The 20,954-nt window shown below is 36.7% G+C and carries 13 protein-coding genes; 7 read left to right on the top strand and 6 right to left on the bottom strand.

The genetic code is table 11. From position 1 onward, the window contains the following. Positions 1-22: 22 nt before the first annotated feature. Together J0M15_05545 and J0M15_05540 are read right to left on the bottom strand one after the other, a co-directional pair. Complete coding sequence (locus J0M15_05545; protein ID MBN8536495.1) at positions 23-1,861, bottom strand: potassium transporter Kup; 1,839 nt, start codon at positions 1,859-1,861, stop codon at positions 23-25. Between the two features lie 167 nt (positions 1,862-2,028). Then, positions 2,029-2,883, bottom strand: a complete 855-nt coding sequence (locus J0M15_05540; GenBank protein MBN8536494.1) for a hypothetical protein — start codon at positions 2,881-2,883, stop codon at positions 2,029-2,031. A 310-nt stretch (positions 2,884-3,193) separates the two neighbouring features. On the opposite strand from J0M15_05540, the gene J0M15_05535 reads away from it, so the two are divergent. Both J0M15_05535 and J0M15_05530 read left to right on the top strand, forming a co-directional pair. Further along, positions 3,194-3,529 carry a hypothetical protein gene (locus J0M15_05535; protein ID MBN8536493.1) on the top strand — a complete coding sequence of 112 codons (336 nt, stop codon included), beginning with the start codon at positions 3,194-3,196 and terminating at the stop codon, positions 3,527-3,529. 181 nt (positions 3,530-3,710) lie between these two features. Further along, positions 3,711-5,363, top strand: coding sequence for an MCP four helix bundle domain-containing protein (locus tag J0M15_05530; GenBank protein ID MBN8536492.1), 1,653 nt, complete (start codon positions 3,711-3,713; stop codon positions 5,361-5,363). Between the two features lie 118 nt (positions 5,364-5,481). Here J0M15_05530 and J0M15_05525 read toward each other — a convergent pair whose 3' ends face one another. After that, entirely contained in the window at positions 5,482-6,513 is a 1,032-nt protein-coding gene (locus tag J0M15_05525) for a hypothetical protein (protein MBN8536491.1), read from the bottom strand. Positions 6,514-6,713: 200 nt separating this feature from the next. On the opposite strand from J0M15_05525, the gene J0M15_05520 reads away from it, so the two are divergent. Continuing rightward, entirely contained in the window at positions 6,714-10,496 is a 3,783-nt protein-coding gene (locus J0M15_05520; protein MBN8536490.1) for a DNA topoisomerase 3, read from the top strand. Positions 10,497-10,599: 103 nt separating this feature from the next. On the opposite strand, the gene J0M15_05515 is transcribed toward J0M15_05520, so the two are convergent. Next, positions 10,600-12,684: a hypothetical protein gene (locus tag J0M15_05515; GenBank protein ID MBN8536489.1), complete on the bottom strand. Its 2,085-nt coding sequence runs from the start codon at positions 12,682-12,684 to the stop codon at positions 10,600-10,602. A 247-nt stretch (positions 12,685-12,931) separates the two neighbouring features. Here J0M15_05515 and J0M15_05510 point away from each other — a divergent pair, with 247 nt between their 5' ends. Together J0M15_05510 and J0M15_05505 are read left to right on the top strand one after the other, a co-directional pair. Then, a complete protein-coding gene (locus J0M15_05510; protein ID MBN8536488.1) occupies positions 12,932-13,105 on the top strand; it encodes a hypothetical protein in 174 nt (57 codons plus the stop codon). Positions 13,106-13,143: 38 nt separating this feature from the next. Then, a complete protein-coding gene (locus J0M15_05505) occupies positions 13,144-14,472 on the top strand; it encodes a hypothetical protein (protein ID MBN8536487.1) in 1,329 nt (442 codons plus the stop codon). A 235-nt stretch (positions 14,473-14,707) separates the two neighbouring features. Here J0M15_05505 and J0M15_05500 read toward each other — a convergent pair whose 3' ends face one another. Further along, entirely contained in the window at positions 14,708-15,610 is a 903-nt protein-coding gene (locus J0M15_05500) for a sterol desaturase family protein (GenBank protein MBN8536486.1), read from the bottom strand. Positions 15,611-15,744: 134 nt separating this feature from the next. Here J0M15_05500 and J0M15_05495 point away from each other — a divergent pair, with 134 nt between their 5' ends. Together J0M15_05495 and J0M15_05490 are read left to right on the top strand one after the other, a co-directional pair. Beyond that, positions 15,745-16,926: an MFS transporter gene (locus J0M15_05495; GenBank protein ID MBN8536485.1), complete on the top strand. Its 1,182-nt coding sequence runs from the start codon at positions 15,745-15,747 to the stop codon at positions 16,924-16,926. Positions 16,927-17,014: 88 nt separating this feature from the next. Further along, positions 17,015-19,189, top strand: coding sequence for a hypothetical protein (locus tag J0M15_05490; protein MBN8536484.1), 2,175 nt, complete (start codon positions 17,015-17,017; stop codon positions 19,187-19,189). Here J0M15_05490 and J0M15_05485 read toward each other — a convergent pair whose 3' ends face one another. Further along, positions 19,190-20,848, bottom strand: coding sequence for a hypothetical protein (locus J0M15_05485; GenBank protein ID MBN8536483.1), 1,659 nt, complete (start codon positions 20,846-20,848; stop codon positions 19,190-19,192). Positions 20,849-20,954: the final 106 nt, after the last annotated feature.

Raw genomic sequence — 20,954 nt, 5'->3', positions numbered from 1 at the left:
TTTTTAAAATAGCTTCTAAATATTAAATTTCAATTTGAATTCCTACTTCAATAACAGAATTGGGAGGGATACGGAAAAAGGCTGTGGGTCGGGCAGCATTTTTTGCCATGACCGCAAAAAGCCACTCACGCCAAAGAGCCATACCAAGCATGGAAGAGGGCAGAATGGTTTCTCTTCCAAGAACAAAAGTGGTCTCATTCAGTAAGATATTAAAATCTTTCAAGCGGCAGGCCTCCAGAATATGTTTAATTTTGGGTGTTTCCATAAACCCAAAAGAAGCCACGATTCGATAAACATTTTGCCCAAAGCATTCTAGTTGAACCCTTTCGCTTTTGTTTACAAAAGGAATTTCTTTGGTGGAAATAGTTAAGAAAATAACTCTTTCGTGAAGTACTTTATTATGCCGCAGGTTATGAAGCAAAGGAATGGGAACACCCCAAGGGTCAGAAGACATATAAATAGCTGTACCTTGGACCCGGTAGGGCTTTTCTATCTCAATTTTTTTGATGAGCTCAGTGACAGGAATTGATTTTGTCTTCAAGGCTTCAGCAAGAATGCGTCTGCCTTTTTGCCAAGTGGTCATCAGAATATAGACGGTTCCCCCAAGAACAAGGGGAACCCAGCCTCCGTGGGTGATTTTCAAGAGATTCGGGAAAAAGAAACTCACATCAAATAAGAGAATAATTAAAAATAAAATTGAGGACGGTAAAATAGGCCACTTCCACTTTTTGATTGCCACATAAAAAGCGAGAATGGTTGTGATTAGCATGGTTCCAGATACGGCAATCCCGTAAGCCGCGGCTAAATGACTTGAAGATTTGAAATTTAAAACAAGCCAAATCACACCAAGAAATAAAGCCCAATTTACAAAAGGCACATAGATTTGACCAATCTCGCGAACTGAAGTGTGAATAACATTGATCCGCGGACAAAATCCCAGCTGCACGGCCTGACGGGTGATAGAAAAAACTCCAGAAATAAGTGCCTGGGAAGCAATAGTCGTAGCCAAAGTTGAAAGGATAATTAAAGGAACCTGGGCCCAGCCTGGAGCCAATAGGTAAAAAGGATTGCTGATGGATTCGGGAGAATTTAAAAGCAATGAGCCTTGGCCAAAATAATTTAAAACCAAAGCTGGAAGTGCGATATAAAACCAACAAAGTCTAATGGGTCTACTGCCGAAATGGCCCATATCAGCATACAGAGCCTCCCCTCCTGTAATCACGAGGACAACGCTTCCTAACACTAGATAGCCAAACGTGGGGTTGTCTTTAAAGAAATTAAATGCATAGGCAGGATTTATGGCCATTAAAATTTCAGGATGAGCCATAATTTGAACAGCTCCCATGATTCCAATAACTAAAAACCAAATGAGTATTAAAGGTCCAAAGAAGAATCCGATTCTTGTTGTTCCCAAGGACTGGAACACAAATAAGACAGCGAGGATGGCGCAGGTAATAGGGACCACCCAGTTCTGAGATTCAGGAAAGACCACTTGTAGGCCTTCAACAGCAGAAAGCACAGAAATCGCAGGAGTGATGATCCCATCACCGTAGAGAAGAGAGGCTCCAAATAATCCCAAAGTTAAAATAACAATGTTTCTTTTTGATCCTTTTTCAACCACAGAGGAGGCAAGGCTCATCAGGGATAAAATTCCACCTTCACCTTTGTTGTCTGCTCGTAAAACAATAGTCATGTATTTGAAACTGATTCCAATTAAAAGTGACCATAGAATTAAAGATAGGATTCCCATTACATTATTATGATTGATAGCAATTTGATGGTTATGGGTGAAGCACTCTCGGAGGGCATAGAGAGGGGAGGTCCCGATATCCCCAAAAACAACCCCAAGGGCCCCGAGCATTAATGCATAAATCGATGATTTTTCATGTGTCAGAGCTCGGTTTTCTATTCATCCTCCAGAAAGAAAGTCCAGTCTAGAATGAATAAAGGCTGATGTCATGGGTTTTTATCACTAGCATCGCAGCTATTGGAAACACACTTATTTCAAGAATGAAAGGCTATTTCTATTTATTTAACAGTTTCATGTCCTTTTGATGATGCCGACGATGGTTTTTCACTTGGAAACTTTTTACAAGCTTCGGTTAGGTCTTTTATTAAATCTTTGAGATTTTCTTCAGTATCTTCATCACTCAGGTCAATTTGAAAATTATATTCCTTGTTTTTTAAAAATTGAGAATCTTTATTTATAGGTTTTTTCTCTTTTAGATACTGAGTACACAAATTTAAATTCACTCGCCAAAGTATGCTTTCGGTTTTTAGGTTATCAGACTTTGTTTCTGTTCTTAATATCTCTTTTGGCATGCAATTGTTATCGTACCTAGTAAGAATACGTTTAATATCGACTCCGCCAGATGATTCATTACGTGTTATAGTAGCAATAAAGGTAGCTACAAGTCTTCCTTTTGAAAAATAAAAGGTGGATCCATCAATTTCCTGATCAAAATGATACGCTTTATCATTAGGTCTAGGGTTTTTGGCTGACTCGTCATTAACTAATGAAATCTGATCAAATGGTTCCGTTTCTCTACTCATTTCAAAATCAGACTGGTCTCCGAATGGTGCTAGATAGGCATTAACAAAATTTGATTTAAAATCATTTTTAAGTTTTTCTGAATAGGTTACCAAATTTCCATTTTTGTCTTTTATTTTTCCTAGTGGAATTTTAGCATTTCCAAACTCATGATTAGAATAGTAATTGAATACTTCCGATTTGTGTTGTTCACCAGAGACTGTATCTTTTTTTTTCCATGTTTTTTCTAAATTGCTAATTTTTAGGTCTGTATCACGTTTTATCTCAACAAATTTTTTATTAAATTGAGATACATCTTTTGATTTTAACTGGGATTTATTAATTTTATTCAATATGCCATCTGGATTGCAGGTCCATTCTGTGCTGAATGAAGGTGAGGCCAGAATAATTAAAATAAAACCTAATTTAGTGTAATGGAATAACTTCATTAAAAACTCCAAAATTTAAATTTGTTAGAATAATTAATTTAAATAAAAGTATTAGATTGTAGTATATGATTTAGTCCAAAAAATTTAAAGGCCAAAAGTTTTCATCCCACCTAAAGTCTATTTTTTAAAAAATGGTTTTGTTTTAAAAATTTCTATTGCCATCAGATTAAAATAATCTATCATTTACATAAACATAAAATGGAGGTTTTGTTATATGGTAAAATTATTTATAGCTGCAGTTGTTTTTATTTCTGCAAACGCTTTTGCTGAGAAATGCATGATTTCTGTAACCAGAGAAGCTTGTCCTGGGCAAGAGAAAGAAAGTTATGCAAAGTGTGATGGAAATGCGGTCTGCAAGCCTAAAGAAGTAGAAGCAAAGACAGAAAAGGAATGCGCTAAAAAAGCAACTAAAGAGTGTGAAAATGCTCGTGTTGAAGTAACAAAAACTAAGACGATCACAGCTACTTTTGGAGAAAAAGCAACACCGGTTGAAGGTGGTAAGAATTTTTGTGCTGCCGACAGATCTGATTTTAATGGTTGCAAAAAATAATTAAGATTTTAATCTGACCGTTAGTCTAGATTTTATTAAGAAAAAGAAAAACGCAGTCTCTAAAGGCTGCTTTTTTTTTTTTTATTAGGCGCGAAAAAAAACTAGACGTTAGCTCTGTTGTTTAAAATTAAATCCTGCCGAAACTTTGGGGGTAACTAAATTACCTAAAGGGAGGTTGATTGTGGCAATGGGTTTAAAAGTCAAAATGCTTTTATCTTATATTTTTATTTGTGTGATGTTGGTGTTTATTGGTCTTCTTGGGTCCTATTCAATAAAAAAAGTAGAAATAGATTATCAGGTTATTTTGGATGTTAACTTGAAAAAGATGGCGTTATTAGGATCCTTGCTTAGCCATGCCAAAGACTCTTCTCTTCCAGCGCTGGCATTAGGATCAGCAACATCTAAAAATCAAGCCGAAGAGCTCAAAGGCGAATTTGAAAGTAAAACAGTTAAATTTGGTGAAACTAAAAAGCTCTATGATGCTTTGCCATTGGCTGAAAATGAATCTGATATAAAAAAGAATTTTGAGTCAAAATGGACAAAGTACCATGATCTAGTAGAGAAATCATTTGAGATGGCCAAAAAAGCTAACCTAACAGCTAGGAATGAAGAACTGGCTACTTTTATTACGGATGAAGTTGATTCTTCAAGAATTGAATTGGATGAAGCGCTTGGCAAGCTTTCGGTTTTTCAACAAAAAATGGCAGATCAATTAGCAGTTGCAAGTGAAGCTTCGGCCGAGAAAATGATAAAAACTTCTTTTTTCAGTGTGGGTATTGTTTTCCTAATCTCCTTGGTGTTTGGAGTGGTTTTTTCAAGAAGAATTGCAACCGCCTTGTCGCGAATTCAAGAGAGTCTAAAACATGAGGCTGAGTCTATCAAAGTATCTTCAGCACAAGTCAGCGAAAATATTGTTTCCCTAGAGGGAAAGTTGGGGCACCAAGCTTCGGCAGTTCAAGAAACCATGGTCGCCTGTTCCGAAGTGACAGCCATGGTTGAAAAGACATCTGAAGCAGCTGGTATATCAAGTAAAAAAACAACAGAATCTCAAGATTTCGTTACCCAAGGTACAAAATCCATTATCGATCTCTCGAATTCAATTGATAAGATTGTACAAAGCTTCTCGTCAATCAAGTCCGAGGTGGCTGAAAGTCATAAAGGTGTGCAAGAAGTTTCTAGTTTGATTAACGAAATTAAAACGAAAACTTCAGTGATTAATGAAATTGTGTTTCAAACTAAGTTGTTAAGTTTCAATGCTTCAGTTGAAGCTGCCAGAGCTGGTGAGCAAGGTAAAGGTTTTGCGGTGGTTGCTGAAGAAGTCGGTGGCTTAGCTAAAATGTCAGGCGATGCTGCTGCAGAAATCAACACTCTGATTGACAGAAGTGCTGTTCGAATCGTTCAAATTTTTAATGACATGCAAACAAGAATTGGAACTCAGTTAGATTCAGGAGAAGACCGAATTCAAGAAGGAAAAGAAAAGGCCGACACTTGTGAAGAGGTATTTAAATCTATTCAAAATATCATGGGGCAAATTCAAACTCAGGTTGGCTCCGTTTCACAAGCTGCCAGCGAGCAATCAACGGGCGTGGGAGAAATCAACAAAGCCGTGGCTTTGATTGAAACTACCGCTCAAGAGAATTCATCCCTTGCAAAACAGATATCTGAAACCACCTTGGTATTCGATCAAACCGTTGTGGAACTTGTGGATGTGGTCAGTGATTTGACATCTTTACTGACTGGAGCTGGTTCTGTTTCCAATGACAATAGACACAGCAATAATGAATCAAGAAGAGAAGAGGCTCATAACTCAAAACCAATGGCTCGAGCTAGCTAGTGAATTATTTAATTAGGTAGATTTAGTTAATTAGGTGAACTCACCTTAATAACTTCTCAAAAAAAAAGACCAACTAATGTTGGTCTTTTTTTTACTATTAACTAGTTGTTTGAACTAATTATTTTAAGAAGTCAGCAAGAAGTCTTGCACCAAGAACAACGTGTGATTCATTAGGACTAGCAGTTGCGCCATCAACTTTTGAACCAAGAGAAGTGTAAGCAACATGATAACGGAAGTTAGTATCAGCAACTGGCTTGTATTCGAAAGCTAAACCCATACCAGTATAAGCTGTTTTTGTCTCAGTAGTTGCGTTAGTGTTAACCAACTTATTAGACATTTCATACTTTGCTTTAACAGCCATTGAATCGTTGATATTGTATCCACCGTTTAAAACATAAGAACTTAAAGTATCAGTTTTATCAGCTGTAGTGTAGTTTTTAGCAGCATGCATATTAAGATCTAAGCTAGCAAACCAAGCAGCTTGTTCATATTTCACACCTAAATTCATTTGGCTGTTTGTTGCATCTTTATCATAAGCCTTATGAGATTGGTGATAAGAAGCATTTAATTTAAGTGATTTTTCTAGTAATGCACCTTTGTATACCAAGAAAGCCACGCTATTTGATTGAGCAAAACTACTACCTTGAGTTTCATCACTTCTTGGATTTGTGTGTCCTAAAGCTAAAGTATGATCACCAAAGTTGTAGGTACCTTTTAAGCCTGTTGCATATCTTGTATTTGATACAGTTGTATCATTATAGGCCTGAGAAGTGAAATAAAGATCAGCACCTGTAGTCGCCCCTTCAAAACCAGCAGTATCAATTTCAAACTTACCAAGTGTTAATGTAAGATCGCTCATTTTGTTAGCAAAATAAGCCATATCCACAGTGTCGTTTAAACTATCTCTTGTATTCACGGCACCTTGGGTTTTGTTAAATCTCAATCTCACTCTGTAAGAGAGATCTTCATTAGCTGTTCCATTCCAATCAATTCTACCTGTTTGAAGATAGTATTTCTGATATCCAGGAAGTCCAGCATCTGTGTTGTAGGTAGCACTGTCTGAATCGACGCGTGCATCTAGATTAAGTTTTCCTGCGAAGGAAGTACTTGCTGCAGCGATAGCTGCCATCACGATCAAAAGTTTTTTCATAGTTTCTCCATTGTTATTGTTGAAAAAATATTTTTATTTTCTCATTTATTATTTTCAAATAGTCTGTGCTGTGAAATTGATACAGTCAATAGTCCAAGCATTTCCTGACGTCGAATGTCATTAAAGTGCGTAATAAAACAACACCTTTTTAAAACTTGAAATGAATTTTGCTTTGGTATTTATAAAGAATTAATAAAATTATGGCGAGATTTGAAAACACACTTATCATCACAGAAAAACCATCCGTAGCGCGTGATTTGGCTCGAGTTGTGGGTGCCTTTAAACAAGGTGATGGTGTCCTTCACGGTGGTGGATACACAGTGACTTGGGCTGTTGGTCATTTGGTCACTTTGCCGGAACCTCATCAGATCAATCCGATTTGGAAGTTTTGGAATTTGAGCCATTTGCCAATGCTCCCAAAGGAGTGGCCTTTGGTAGCTGTGGAAAAAACTCAGCATCAATTTGAAGTTGTTAAGCAGGCCCTTTCTGAATGTCATGAAATTATTTGCGCTACGGATGCAGGCAGGGAAGGTGAGTTGATCTTTCGCTATATTTATGAATTAGCAAAATGCAAGCGTCCCGTGCAGCGGCTTTGGATTTCTTCTTTGACTCCGGATTCAATCAAGGCAGGTTTGCGAGCCCTTCGCCCCTCTTCGGAGTATGATCCTCTGGCAGATGCGGCTAGGGCACGAAGTCGAGCGGACTGGCTCTATGGAATGAATTTGTCTCGGGCCTATGCTTTAACGACCCAGGAACAGCTTTTTGTTGGTCGCGTGCAAACGCCCACTTTGGCCTTAGTCACTGAACGAGATTTGAAAATTCAAAATTTTATTTCTGAAGATTACCATATTATTGAAGGAAAGTTTCAATCGGCTACAGGGGATTATCAAGGCCTCTATATTGGTGAGAAATCGGAAGTGAAAAATGCGATCACGGCAAAGGAAAAACGTTTTACTGTTAATAAGGCAACAAACTCGCAAGACGTTTTGATGGTTCTTCGTCGAATTCAAGAAAGCAAGTTAGCAACACTCGCCGTTGTTGATGGAAAAACAGTGAAACAAGCCTCACCACTTCTTTATGATTTGACCGAGTTGCAGCGGCATTGCCATCGGCTCTATGGGTTTTCAGCCACACAAACTTTAAGTCTGGCACAAAGTCTTTATGAAGTTCATAAGCTCATCAGTTACCCGAGAACGGGGAGCCGGTATCTATCTGAATCTGTAGCAGAGACCTTACCAGAAATTGTGAAAGTAATTCGTACTCCCTATGAAGAGTCATTAGAGAAAACGACGGGAGTGGTCCCATTGACTCTTCGTCATGTCGACGACAGCAAGGTGACAGACCATCATGCGATTATTCCCACGGTCACCCCACCTGGAAAATTAAAGCTCACTGGTGAGGAACAAAAAGTTTATGATTTGATTTGCCGTCGGTTATTGATGGCTTGGCAAAAAGATTTTGTCACCGCTGTCACTACCGCGATTACCGAAGTGGCTGAACGTGATTTATTTAAATCCCAAGGAACGATGGTTTTGGAGGAGGGGTGGAAAGCCTTGGAGGTGAGAGGCAGAGTTAAATCTTTTGAGCCTGAACTTCCACCAGGTCTTGTGGTCGGGGCTTTGATTCAGATTCTGTCGATAGAATCTCGGCAGAAGTCGACGGAACCACCGCCTCACCTGACAGAATCTTCTCTTCTTACGGGAATGGAAACAGCCGGCAGAAATTTGGAAGATCGAGAATTAGCCGAGTTCATGCAGGATTCAGGTTTAGGAACTCCGGCAACACGGGCAGGAATCATCGAAACTCTTATTTCTCGCGGTTATATTGAAAGAAAAGCCAAATCTTTGATTGCCACACCCCTTGGCCACAAGTTAATCGCGACAGTTCATCCCAGTGTGAAAAGTCCCGAGCTTACCGCAAAATGGGAAAAGCTGCTGAGTGAAATTCAAAATAAAAAAAGCACATTGAAAGATTTCATGGCCAAGCTCGAAGTGGAAATTTCAGCAAGAATCGCTGAAATTGTCGCCTCACCGCGTGGACCTCGTATTGGGAATTCTCAAGCGGCCTCTTCGACAACGGAAACACCTCTGGTTACTTCGATCCGTCAGCCATCCTCATCGGATCAGCTTTCTAAACTTCTAAAAGATTATTTTGGATTTCATTCCTTCCGCACGAGTCAAGAAAATGTTTGCCGTCAAGTGACAGAAGGAAAAGATGTCTTGCTGGTGATGCCCACAGGCGCTGGAAAATCTATTTGTTATCAGGTTCCAGGATTGGCTCGAGGAGGTACTACCTTGGTGATTAGTCCACTGGTGGCTTTAATCGAAGATCAAGTGGCTAAGCTTCAAGCATTGAACATAGCCGCAGAACGAATTCACTCTGGACGAAGCCGTGAGGATTCCAGAACTGTTTGCCAAAAGTATCTAGCGGGACAATTGGATTTTTTATTTATTGCTCCAGAACGATTGTCAGTGCCTGGTTTTCCCGAATTTTTACGAAGGCACTTGCCGACCTTAATCGCTATTGATGAAGCCCACTGCATTTCCCAATGGGGCCATGATTTCAGGCCGGATTACCGTTTGCTGGGAGATCGCCTCAAAGACTTCAGGCCGACGCCCGTGATGGCTCTGACAGCCACGGCCACGCCTGTGGTTCAAGAAGATATTTGCAGACAGTTAGGATTTGCCAAAGAGGCCAGAATCATTCAAGGATTTCGTCGCACCAATATCGCGATTGAGGTTGCCGAAATCGCGCCGAGTGAAAGACCCCATGTGATTTCTTCTATTTTAAAAAATTCAGAAAGATTGCCAGCAATTGTCTATGCTCCAACCAGAAAGAAAACCGAAGAATTAACTGAATTTCTTTCGGGCTCTTTTCGCGTTGGATCTTACCATGCGGGAATGTCAGCTGCAGCAAGAGACAAGATCCAATCCCAATTTTTAGCTAACGAGATGGACATCATGGTTGCAACCATTGCCTTTGGAATGGGGATTGATAAGCCAAATATCAGAACCGTGATTCATGCAGCGATGCCTGGAAGTGTGGAAGGGTACTATCAAGAAATAGGTCGTGCCGGTCGAGACGGTTTAGAAAGCCGAGCCTATTTACTGCATTCCTTTGCTGATCAAAAAACCCACGAATTTTTCTTCGACTTGAATTATCCAGATGTGGCTAATTTAAGGTTGCTGTTTGATCGGCTTGCAAATAAAAACGTATCAAAGGAATTTCTAACTACAGAAAGGCTATCAAAAGGAAAATTTCCAAAGGAAAAGCTATCAAAGGAAAAACTATCAAAAGAAAGTCTATCAAAAGATATGCTTCGGCAGGAAGTTTCCAGAATGGATTCAGAAACTTTTGAGCGCAGCCTTGAACAGCTTTGGGTTCACCGTGGGGTTCTCATCGACAGTGAAGAAAATGTAATTCAAGGGGCTCCCGACTGGGAAAAATCTTATCAATTACAAAGAGATTTAAAGCAGAAACAGTTGAAGCAAATGCTTGCCTATGCGACCTCGGGGCGTTGTCGCATGATTTCTTTGGTAAACCATTTTGGGGACCAAAATGATTCAGGAAAACCCTGCGGTATTTGCGATATTTGCAGACCCGAGCAAAGAGGTGCTCTGATGAGAAAACGGTCCCTTTCACCTTCAGAAAAAAAAGCCATTATGGGAATTGTTTCCGTTTTGGACAGGGAAGGAAGCCAGGCAACAGGTAGAATTTTTCAAAAGCTAGAAGATTTAAAAATTTCCCTATCCCGAAGTGAGTTTGAAAAAATCGTGACCTTGTTAGAAATTCAAGGTTGGCTATGGACAACGGAAGCGAGTTTCGAAAAAGGGGGACAAACCATTTCCTACAGAAGGCTAGAATTAAAAAGATCACTTAATAAATTCACAGCTCAGGAGCTAGAGACTCTAGAAATAACCTCAGCTCCATCCGCAACAAAAAAACCGAGTAAGAAAAGACGAAAATCAAAAAGACGTAATTAAATACGGTACAGGGGCTCAAAAACTGCAAAGGCAGAGGATTTCAATCAACTGCCTTTGCTGCTATAAATAAACTTAGATTTAAACTATTTCCGAATTACGCGTTCTATTCTTTCTTTTCTTCTGCTACGATGCTCGGCTTGTCTTGAGGTGCATTAAGCTTTGAATCTTTTTGCATTTCCTGCATCCCTTTTTCAAGCTTTTCCATAAAAGCATTTTGCATATCTTGCAAGTCATCGTTTTTAACAAGCACCTTATCTCCAATATCGCAACCTTCGCCTTTTGAAGCCACAACTCTCAGCAGGGACATTCCTTGCCTTTCTTCTATGGGGCTAATCATATCACCCATAGTTAAGTTACATTTTCCTCCATCTTCTTGCGCCACAGTTAACTCTTCATCCACATTAAAAATATATTTATTGTTTTTCAACGCTGTTTGTAAGGTGAGTGAGGTTTTACTTTCGTGGGATTTGATAGCTTCTTCCACTTGCATTCTTATTTGTGTCTTGGTGGCATCATCAACAGGTTTGCCGGTTTTAGCAGGTGACTCGGGCTGAACAGGTGCTGCAGCGGCTGTTTTGGTGCAAACCTCTGTAGTTCCCATCAACCATCCTTTGCTTACTTTTTCGCAGTGGCCAGTTTCTCCAGGTTTTAAATCTAACCTGCTGGTTGCATTGGCTACAGCCACAGCTTCACTCATTTGCTGTGTTCTTCTTTGTTCGACAGCATCAGCTACTAGGTAAGATAATATGATATGATCGGCTAGCCAATAAGAAGGTCCAGCGTAGACAGGATAGGGAGTGTAATACCAAGAGTAAGCATAGGGATTCCAAGTATAAGCAAAGGGTGTCCATGGGTTATAAAGATAGGCATAATAGGGAGTTGGGTACCAAAATAACGGACGATAAGCATTGTAATAGTAACCACCATAATTATATCCATGATAGTGATTGATATAAGTTCTGTTATCAATATAAACAGTTCTTTGTCGGTTAAAACCGTAACTATTTTTGTAATATTGATCTTGGTAGGCTAACCTACCATTTTCAAAATATCTCTTGTTTCCAAATTTATCGCCTTCAATTTTAAAACCATTTGGTTTCGTATGGACAAAGGAACCATCTCCATTTTTTATGGACAATCCACCATTGGCATGTCTTGTGGTAACAACACCTTGAGCATCTTTGGAAATTTGAGTCACCGCTTTTGTTCCATCCGGCCTTGTATGTACAATTTGTTCGCGGGTAGGTCTCCCGTTTTTATCTGTAAAAAATGTAGTTTTCCCTCCTCCGCCTTTGTGTTGCACAGTTTTGGCAGTAGATCCATCTGGATTAGTGGTTATGGCTACATCGCGACCTTTTGAGTCTGTACCTGTGGCACGGACAACACCATTTTCATATTTTCTAGCAATGAATCCTTTTGGAATTTTACCTGAATTGTCTTGAAAAGCTTCGTAGTCTCCATGCTTGTCTTTTCCTTTGGTTGGGCTAGCTGTATTTCCAGGGAAATAATCTTTACCTGAAGATTTAGCGTTCTGGCTGTCAAATTTTTTTCCATTATCCATTTCTGCATTGGGATTATATTTTTTGGTAGTACCGAAAGTAACACTAGGAGCTTCATATTTATATCCATCATTTTTAAAATCATAATCAGGTTTTTTCGTTGAAGCCGGTTTTGTATCAGGTTTAATATCAGTTTTAACATCAGTTTTTGAAGGATTCCATGAAGGGTATCCATTCCCAGTTTCGGGTTTATACTTTTCCGTTGGCTTGGTGGTAACAACGGGAGCTGTGTATTTATAATCTTTTCCTTTAAAGTCATAATCTGCTGGTTTAGAAGTTTTAGGGCTTGCATCCGGTTTATAAGGTTTTGTTGCACCAAATGTTACCGTCTGCTTTTGATCATAACCACCACTCCCAGTGTAACCGCTGTAACCGCCAGTAGCCGGTGCTTTAGATGAAGTATACTTAGAACCGCCGTAAGTTGGAGTCTCCATTTTATAACTGCTAGCTCCACCATAACCTCCGGTGGACTGTTTAGAACTGTAACTTGTGGTTGGAGCCGTGTAAGTTGCCTTGTAACCACCAGAGCCATAGCCATAATTGCCACTGTCTTTGGCGTGGGTTTGGTTAGCGCCGAGGATGGCGACTAAAACGAGATAGGATAAACTTATATAATTTGCAAGGTTCATAGTGTTTCCTTTTTTTTGCTTTTTTTTGACGAAATCTTAAAAAAATCCAATAAATCATTTTCCAGTAAAGCATTATCTGATACAGTTTCAAATGTGTAGGGATTAATTTCCCTGGATGAACGCATTGATGAACACATTGAAACGATATTGTTAGTTTCTGGAGATCTTAAAGTAAAACTTGAGGTTTTTATAGTGTCTTTGTTTTGTATTGTAAAAAAGACATAGCTCGATACTAAGGTTCAATAATTTGATTCTGCCACTTCATATTGGTTCAGAGATTTCGTTAAAAGATTTTTCATTTTCACTGTTGATAAGAATGTTGTTTAATGAGACATCAGCAAGCCAAAAATTGGCGGCAGTTATGGATTTTTATTTAGATGGTTCAGTTTTTGCTGAAGAGTATAAGAAGATTATGAGTTAAGATCCTATTTATAAGATCCTATTTAAATGAGTGAAAAGATGATTAAAAAATTTAAAATAATATCCGTGTTTCTCATGTTTTTTCCTTTGGTTGTGTTTGCTGAAGAGAGGATTGAAAATCGGCTATCTGAAATTAATAAAATTTATCCTGGTTTTTCAGTTCTTTGGGATCATGTGAAGAAGTTGCCGAGGGACTCTGGGAATATGAAGGGATTAGAGGTTTGGTTTAATTTAGTAGGGATAAACAAGTATTCATCTGAAAAAGAAATGGAGACGGGCCTTCCTGGTATAAAAAGTTATGTTGAGACGAAACTAAAAGAAGACAATCAGTTTAAACAACAATTGTATGACCTCTATCTCTGGCTCCAAAGGCAAGATGAAAAATATACGGTGAGTGAAGAGGATGTCCATCTGGACGAAGAAACGGGCAAAGGAAATTTTGTAAATTTTAAACCAGGTTTCTTGTGGACAGAATTGCTGAAGCTGGGCCATCAATCTCCACGAGAAGCAATGCAAATTTTAGCAGCCACGCTGGCTGATCCAAATGGTTCCTTAGATTTGTCAATGCCGATGGAGTATTTTCTAACAGATTCGCAAAAAACGAATTTAAAAAAATTAAAAGAGGATTTAATGATGATGCCTTCCGGGGGAAAAGACTTCATGGAAATAAGGGAAAAAATGAACAAGATTTATGATCAAATGAACATTAAAATGAGCGAAAGAAATAAAAATGCTCATGTTCAATTTTCTAAAAATAAAATATTAATTCTTCCAAAAAATTTAGGAGCGAATGCGGACATTTCTGATGATTTGAAACAAAAAATCAAAACGAACATTAACGCAGTAACACTGTATGCTAAGTATTACCACGTCCAATTAGCAGCATTCATGAGCTGTGAAATGTTATCTGCTGGGATGGGTCCAAATTTAACTCTGATGATGCAGAAATGGACGGCTTGGGGATATCGAACTGTCAAATTGAATTTATATCTAAAGAAATTATTTAGAAGAGAGAATGAACATCAAGAATTAAATGAGAGTGAAAAGGTGGATTTGCTGGCTTCAAAATTAATGGAAAATTGGTTTACTGGAGAAAAAATTGGAAACCAAATTACGCGGCCCTACACCAATTTTAATTTATCTGACCTAGTGTTTACTGAAAAGTACAAAAAAATACCGGATGTGAATGAAAATTCAAGTTTTAAGTCTTCGCTTAAAGGTTTTCCGAAACCGCTCTTTATGGATGAAGCTGAATTTAAATTAGCCAAGGAAAGACTCAGACTTTGGTTAACAGAATGGGAATGGACCATCGCTCAACATGAAATTGGATCACAGCTAGCCATAGCAAATTGCCGCGAACCAAAATAAAATATTTTTTTCTATGGTTGTTTTCTTCTACAGGATTAGTCGTTAAGAACATTAATGATTCTAACCAGCGTCCACGCTTCGACAACACAATATGTAGAGAGGACATTTGTTGAAATAATTGCGATTGCTCAATAATGCAATAGGCACTTTGGCCGCCGAGGTGTTGCGTAAACTTTAATTGTCCTGTGAGTTTGCAGCTTACTCCAGACAAGTCTCAACAGAACTAGATTTCATTTTAAAGATCTATATTTAGGGTTTCATTGAGTCTATATTTTAATCGATTTTCCTTGGAAATTTTCCATTTTCCTAAGCAAAGTGTTCCAAGGTAGTCTTGGTCATATTTTAATCCCATTTTCTCGTCAGAGAGCGTGATATCTAAGGGGCTTACGTAGCTACGAAATAGTCTATCCCACAGAGTCGAAAAATTTCCAAAATTACATTCTCTCTGGCTTGAGTGGTGAAGATAATGTTCATGAGGGCTTGTAACTAATAAAATGCTAAAAAACCTATGTACGCTTTTAAATTTCCGTAAAAAAGACGAATGAATAAGGCAAAGAATAAATATCAAAATCATTGAAAAAAGTTGAATTCCTTCAAGAATAAATAATTTGCATTCTTGAGAACTTAAGAAATGAGGTAAAATAGCAAGTATCGTCAATGAAGTGGGTATATAGGTAAGTGCGGTGGGTACAAAACCAAAGGGTCTCGAGTGAACGCCTGGAATTCCGTTCATGACTATTTTACTTAAATGATGGTATTCGTGTAGAATCCAAAAAGCTTTTTTGTGCAAAATCCATCGGTGAGTTATATAGTCCCAGAAACTTAAAACAAAAAAAGTAAAAATCAACGAGAAAACAATTCTATAGTTCCAGGTAGATTTTTCAAGAGTTTCAAGTTGTAAATAGTTCCAGATTTTTTGTTTCATCCATGAAATAGGTAAGAAGTAAGTTCCCAAAATTTGTAATAAAAAATAAAGCAGCCACACTAAACCGATAAACCATATCATATTAAAATATTCTTTTTTCAAAATTGAAAAAAAAGGATTTGATTTTTTTTTGTCGAGATAAACATCAAACAAATCAATAAAAAGAACTGATAATTGTGCTAAAAATAAAACAATCAAAAAAAAAGATAACATGCATTTAACGCAATCATTTCAGAAAATAGGTCTGAGACTTTTCAGACACGCTCTAAGTAAATAATAAGTGAATTATCAGTTAAAAAACAATCTAAATTTATTGAAACTTTAAATTAACCATTTAAACTGTGTCTATGTATAATCAATTGAATTACCGAAATATTCTTTTGGGAATTACATTTGTCGACTTGTTGGGGTTTGGACTTTTGCTTCCAATTATGCCATTTATTGCTCTTGAATGTAGAGCGACGCCAATTCAAATTTCAGTATTGGCGTCAATTTTTCCCCTTTTTCAGATTTTTTTTTCTCCGATTCTTGGGAAACTTTCTGACCTTACAGATTCAAAAAAAATTCTATCCTTGAGTCTGATTGGTAATTCCATTTCATTTTTAATATTTGCAATGAGTCATGATTTCAAATACCTGATTGCTTCAAGGGCACTTGCAGGTGTTTTTTCAGCATCGTTAGGAATTGTTCGAGGTGAATTGACTAATATTTCAGACTATTCCGAAACACAAAAGAATTTTCAGTTGTTCGGAGCATTTCAAGGGATCGGGGTATTGGCAGGACCAATTATAGGTTCAGTTCTTATTCCAATATCAAATCGACTTCCAATTTTTTTGGCATCTTTATTTTCATTACTCATGGCCATTTTTGTTTTCTTTTCAAAGAAACAGCAGGCAAACAAACAAAAATTTGATTTTGAATTTTTAAAAATTTTCAGATCGTGTAGGGATCTTTCAAAAAATAGATATTTGGTTTCTATTTTTGCAGTGTTTTTTTTCCTTTATATGTCATTTTCTTTGCTATTTATTAGCTTACCATTGTTTATCTTTAAAAATTATTCTTTTAAGAGTTTTGAATCCTCAATTTATTTTGCTTTGCTTGCACTTTTTGGAGGGATAGGGCAGACATTGGCATTGACGAAATTGAAATTACTTTTTTCATCTTCAAATATTTTGCTATTTAATTCCTTGTTACTTTCAACCATTTTTTACTTTTTAAGTCTTCCCATTTCTGGAGTATATACGGGAGTATGTATAATCATCTTTTCGCTTCTTTTGTTCACATGCTTTCCTATTTTGAGTACAGAAATAGGTGTTAATAGTAGACAAGAAGAGAAGAATTTTACTTCGAGCATTACCGAGTCGGTTTCAGGATTTGCACGGTTATTAGGTATCATGTTGTCTGGTTACATCATTGAAAGGAGCCATATAACAGTTGTTTTTTATATGAGTTCAATGTGCGCCTTTTTTTCTTTCTTATTGATTTTTTTTAATAAAAATAAAATTTTTGATAAAAATCGGAATGCCTAGTGTAATGAATTTTCAAAAAAAATTTAATCTATTAAGATTTTTTTTAATCAATACTTTAAGGATGAGTCAAACGTATCCGAAGGTATTTTTGATTTTGAGTTTTTCTTTACTTTTATTTTGTGCATTACAACTTAAAAATTTACATTATAAGATTTCATCCTCCGATTTAATCGATCCACGACTTGAATCATCACAAGATCTCTTGCAATTAAAAAAGGATTTCAATTTAAAACCAAGCGCCCTTGTTATTTTTGAGCCTAAATTTAATTTAGGAAATGAAGATTTTTGCAATTTAAAAACTCAACTCATTCGAGTCTATAACGATACAAAGGAAATAAGTAGTATTTTTTCATCATTCGACGTGAGAGTTCCTTTGGATAGCGAGAAGAAGTTATATTTCCCTAATATTTTTGAACCCTGTCGTTATACAGATTATTCGGACTCTCATTTCGATTTTCAAAATGAGGATGTCAATTTTAAAAATAATACACTTGTAAACTTTGCTCAGACTCCTTGGAATGGAATATTGACTGATTTATCGTTTAAGCGAATCGTAGCTAACATTTCTTTGTTTCCATTAAACCCTCCAGGTAAGTTCGGCGAAGCCGATGTTAACTCTTATAATATTTTAAGGGATTTGAAATTAAAGAATGAAAAATTTAATACTTTTTGGGCCGGAGAATTGACTTTTAATTCATATTTTTTAAATGGAATAAAAAGGACTCAAATTTTGAATCTTTTATCCATCCTATTTATATTAATTATTCTTAGGGTAATTTACGGAACTTGGAAATCAGGCTTTCTATTCATTTTAACGATAGTTTTTTCAAATGCTATTGTTCATGGATTAATGGGACTTTTCAAACATGATATAAATCCGCTGACAGCAGGAATCTTTTTTCTCGTTTTGATTTCTTCTTTAGAGGATTTTATTTTTATTTCAGGAAAAAACATTGAAAACATGAGTAAAGAAGTTTCGCCCCATAGATGGAGATATGGATTTAGAAAAAATCTCTTCCCTGGCTTCTTTACCTCATTGACGACGTTTATTGGCTTTTTCTCATTGGTGGTATCAGAATTAGAAGTGATTAGACATTTTGGGATTTGGACAAGTGTCGGGGCAATAACTGAATGGTTTGTTGTGTTTTTTATATTGCCTAGTTTTATTAAAGTATTTCCTTATTTCAGCAATTGGATTAACATAAGATCAAGTTTCAAACTTTTTCATAAAAACACGTTGGTTACACGAAAAATTTCCGTCAAAACGACTGTCGGACTATTATTATTGATTCCGATTTGTATTTTTTATGGTTCAAGAATTCAACTTAATTATTCGCCATTGGATATGTTTCCAAAGGATCATCCTTTGAGAGTTTTTTCACAAGAAATTAATAATCACTTTTCATGGGTTTCAGAAGTAAGCTTGGTTTTTTCATCGAAGCTCTCCGAGGAGAAAATACTATCAGTTTTAGGAAAAGTTAAAAATATCGATCTTGTTTCAAGGATTGAATCACCTCATCTTATTTTCAAACAATTAACTGCTAAATCGACCAATCTAACTAAAGATATGATTTATTCCGAAATAAAAGATACTAATTTCTGGAAAAGGTATAGGACTAATGAAGATAAAACTAGAGCTATTTTATACATTAATAAATTAGATGTTGAAAGTATCAACAAATTAAATTCTAAAATTAAAGAAATTTGTAAAAATCATGATGACTGTCATCTCAGCGGAGAGTTAGTTGCTTTCTCCGATTTTTCAAAACAAATATTAAGGACGCTTTTCGAAAGTTTAATTGTCAGTGTTTTTTTGGTAGGACTCATTTTAATTTATATTAGTATCAAGCTTGAAAATAAAAATACAATTGAAATTATCATTTCAACGATTTGGGGTCCGCTCTGCTTATTAGGATTAATTTCAATATCGGACATTTCTATAAATATTGTGAGCTCCGTTATTTTATCAATAATCGTTGGACTCACTGGTGACAACGCCATTCAATATTTATTTGCCAGCAAAAATTCTAAGATTCAAACAGGAATTATTTCGATGGGGTTGTCGTCGATACATTGTTCAATGGTCATGGCTGTATGTTCACTGATTTTACTTGGATCTTATTTTTTACCAGTAAGGCACTTAGGTGCCTTACTGTTTATTGCCCTTTTATTATCATTATTTGGTGATCTTTGGTTGTTGAAAGGGACGATCTATTTGTCAGACTCTATAAAATCAACTTTCAAAAAAAAAGAAGGAATGTAATTATCGAAACGCTTCCATCAAAGGAACTGAAATCAGCCATGTCCCCCAAGACTGACTTAACACTCTTGCAGATCGTTTCAATTCATTCTTTTTATCAACAGGATTATTTAAGTTTTTAATTGAGGGAAAAAACCTCTCGTAGACATCGTATTTCCACTCTTCTCCTCTTCCATTGAAAAAGTTTCTATACCTTGTCTTTATTTTTTTTCCATCTACGGTCAATTCCTTTTCAAGCCATTCTGTCCTTTTAGAATTATTATTTTCATACTTAGTCGCTAAAAACTCTCTTAAATTTTCAACGAGTGGTTTTTTAAATAACTGCGAATAATTAACAAGCACTTTTTCATTATAGGTATGATCATAAATTTCCTCTTCTTTTCCCGACGCCAGTTTTTGGAAATTTCTAAGCCTTTCGTCATTAATTCTCTGATTAGAACTTAAAATGGCGGTATTGAAAAGCCATGCTTCACTTTGAGGACGCTTTTTTACAATGCTCCAGGCATTGGTAATGTAAAATTCAGCCCTTTTTAAATTTTGAAAAGAGCTATCCGCCCAGGTCTCGGCATCGCGTAACAACTTGCCAAAATTAGGATACTTCGCATAGACATCAAAAATATTTTTTGCAGTTACACCTGAAACTTCAGATTGATTTGATTCCGTAGAGGTATCAAAAACTGAAAAGCCATCCCATCCATATAAATTACCCAAGGACTTTGATACAGATAACCCATTAGTTACACTGTACATTCTCATTGCAGAAATACGAGAGACAGCCAAATGAAGGGAAGCCAATAAAGTAATTCGCTCTAATTCGCCAATTTGACGATATCGGTCTGTTTCTATAGTATGCATTTCAAAGCTCTTTTTTCCATAAATCAGTTGATTATCGAAGAGCATAAGCCGTTGACTAAAATTAAGGTTGGAGATGCGTTCGATGGCAACTCTTAATTCACTTAAAACTGTATTTGCGAAAAATACTTGAATCTCTTCCTCAGTATTAAACTGAGTTAACAATTTTTCTTTGTTCCAATTTTTTCTTTTGCTATCGTAGTTTTTAATTATATAGGGTTGACTAACATATTGAAAACCAGCTTCCCATTGATTCGTTGGTAAATAAACACTGACACCAGAAGCCATTCTTTTGGCTAAAGTCAATACGAAGCTATGAAGAGCTTTGGATTTATCTAATATTTTTATCAGTCTCCAAACAATCCCTTGGAATGGGCGCAGAAGGCAAATATTGGCGACAGCATACCTTACATCGTCATTTTTATATTTGTCGTACTGTTCGTCCTGTTGATTTATGAAATGGATCAAGTCATCACCACTTTTTATTTTTAAAAAGTCATCATAAAATGTTTTTAATTCCGAACTCATCTGACTTAAATCGATTTTCACATCTGAGCCACTGGGCTTTCTTGTTGTTTCTTGTTTTACGAGTCTGGTCGCTAGGTCATTTAAATCAGTATTTAAAATTGATTTATCGAAATCTTTTAGAAAAGGGGAGTGTTTTAAAACATAGTTCTCTGACTCGGTGAATTCAGCTTTCAGCTTCTCTGACGCCGAAGTTGATGTGCTATCTTTGATTTTTTCATGCGACATCGCACTGGTTGTTAAAAGTAGGAAAACATAAATGCAAACAGATATTATTTTTTTCAAACAGCCCCCTCGATAAGTTAATATTTGGAAAGTATATGCTTTAATTCCAGATCAAGACAAGGCAAAAATCCTTCCGTTTCTCATGTTTTAAATTTGAGTCCGAGAA

This window comes from Deltaproteobacteria bacterium, assembly GCA_017302835.1.
Taxonomy (GTDB): domain Bacteria; phylum Bdellovibrionota; class Bdellovibrionia; order Bdellovibrionales; family Bdellovibrionaceae; genus UBA2316.
Note: the sequence above shows the minus strand (reverse complement) of the source record. Positions and strands in the feature narration are given on the sequence as shown.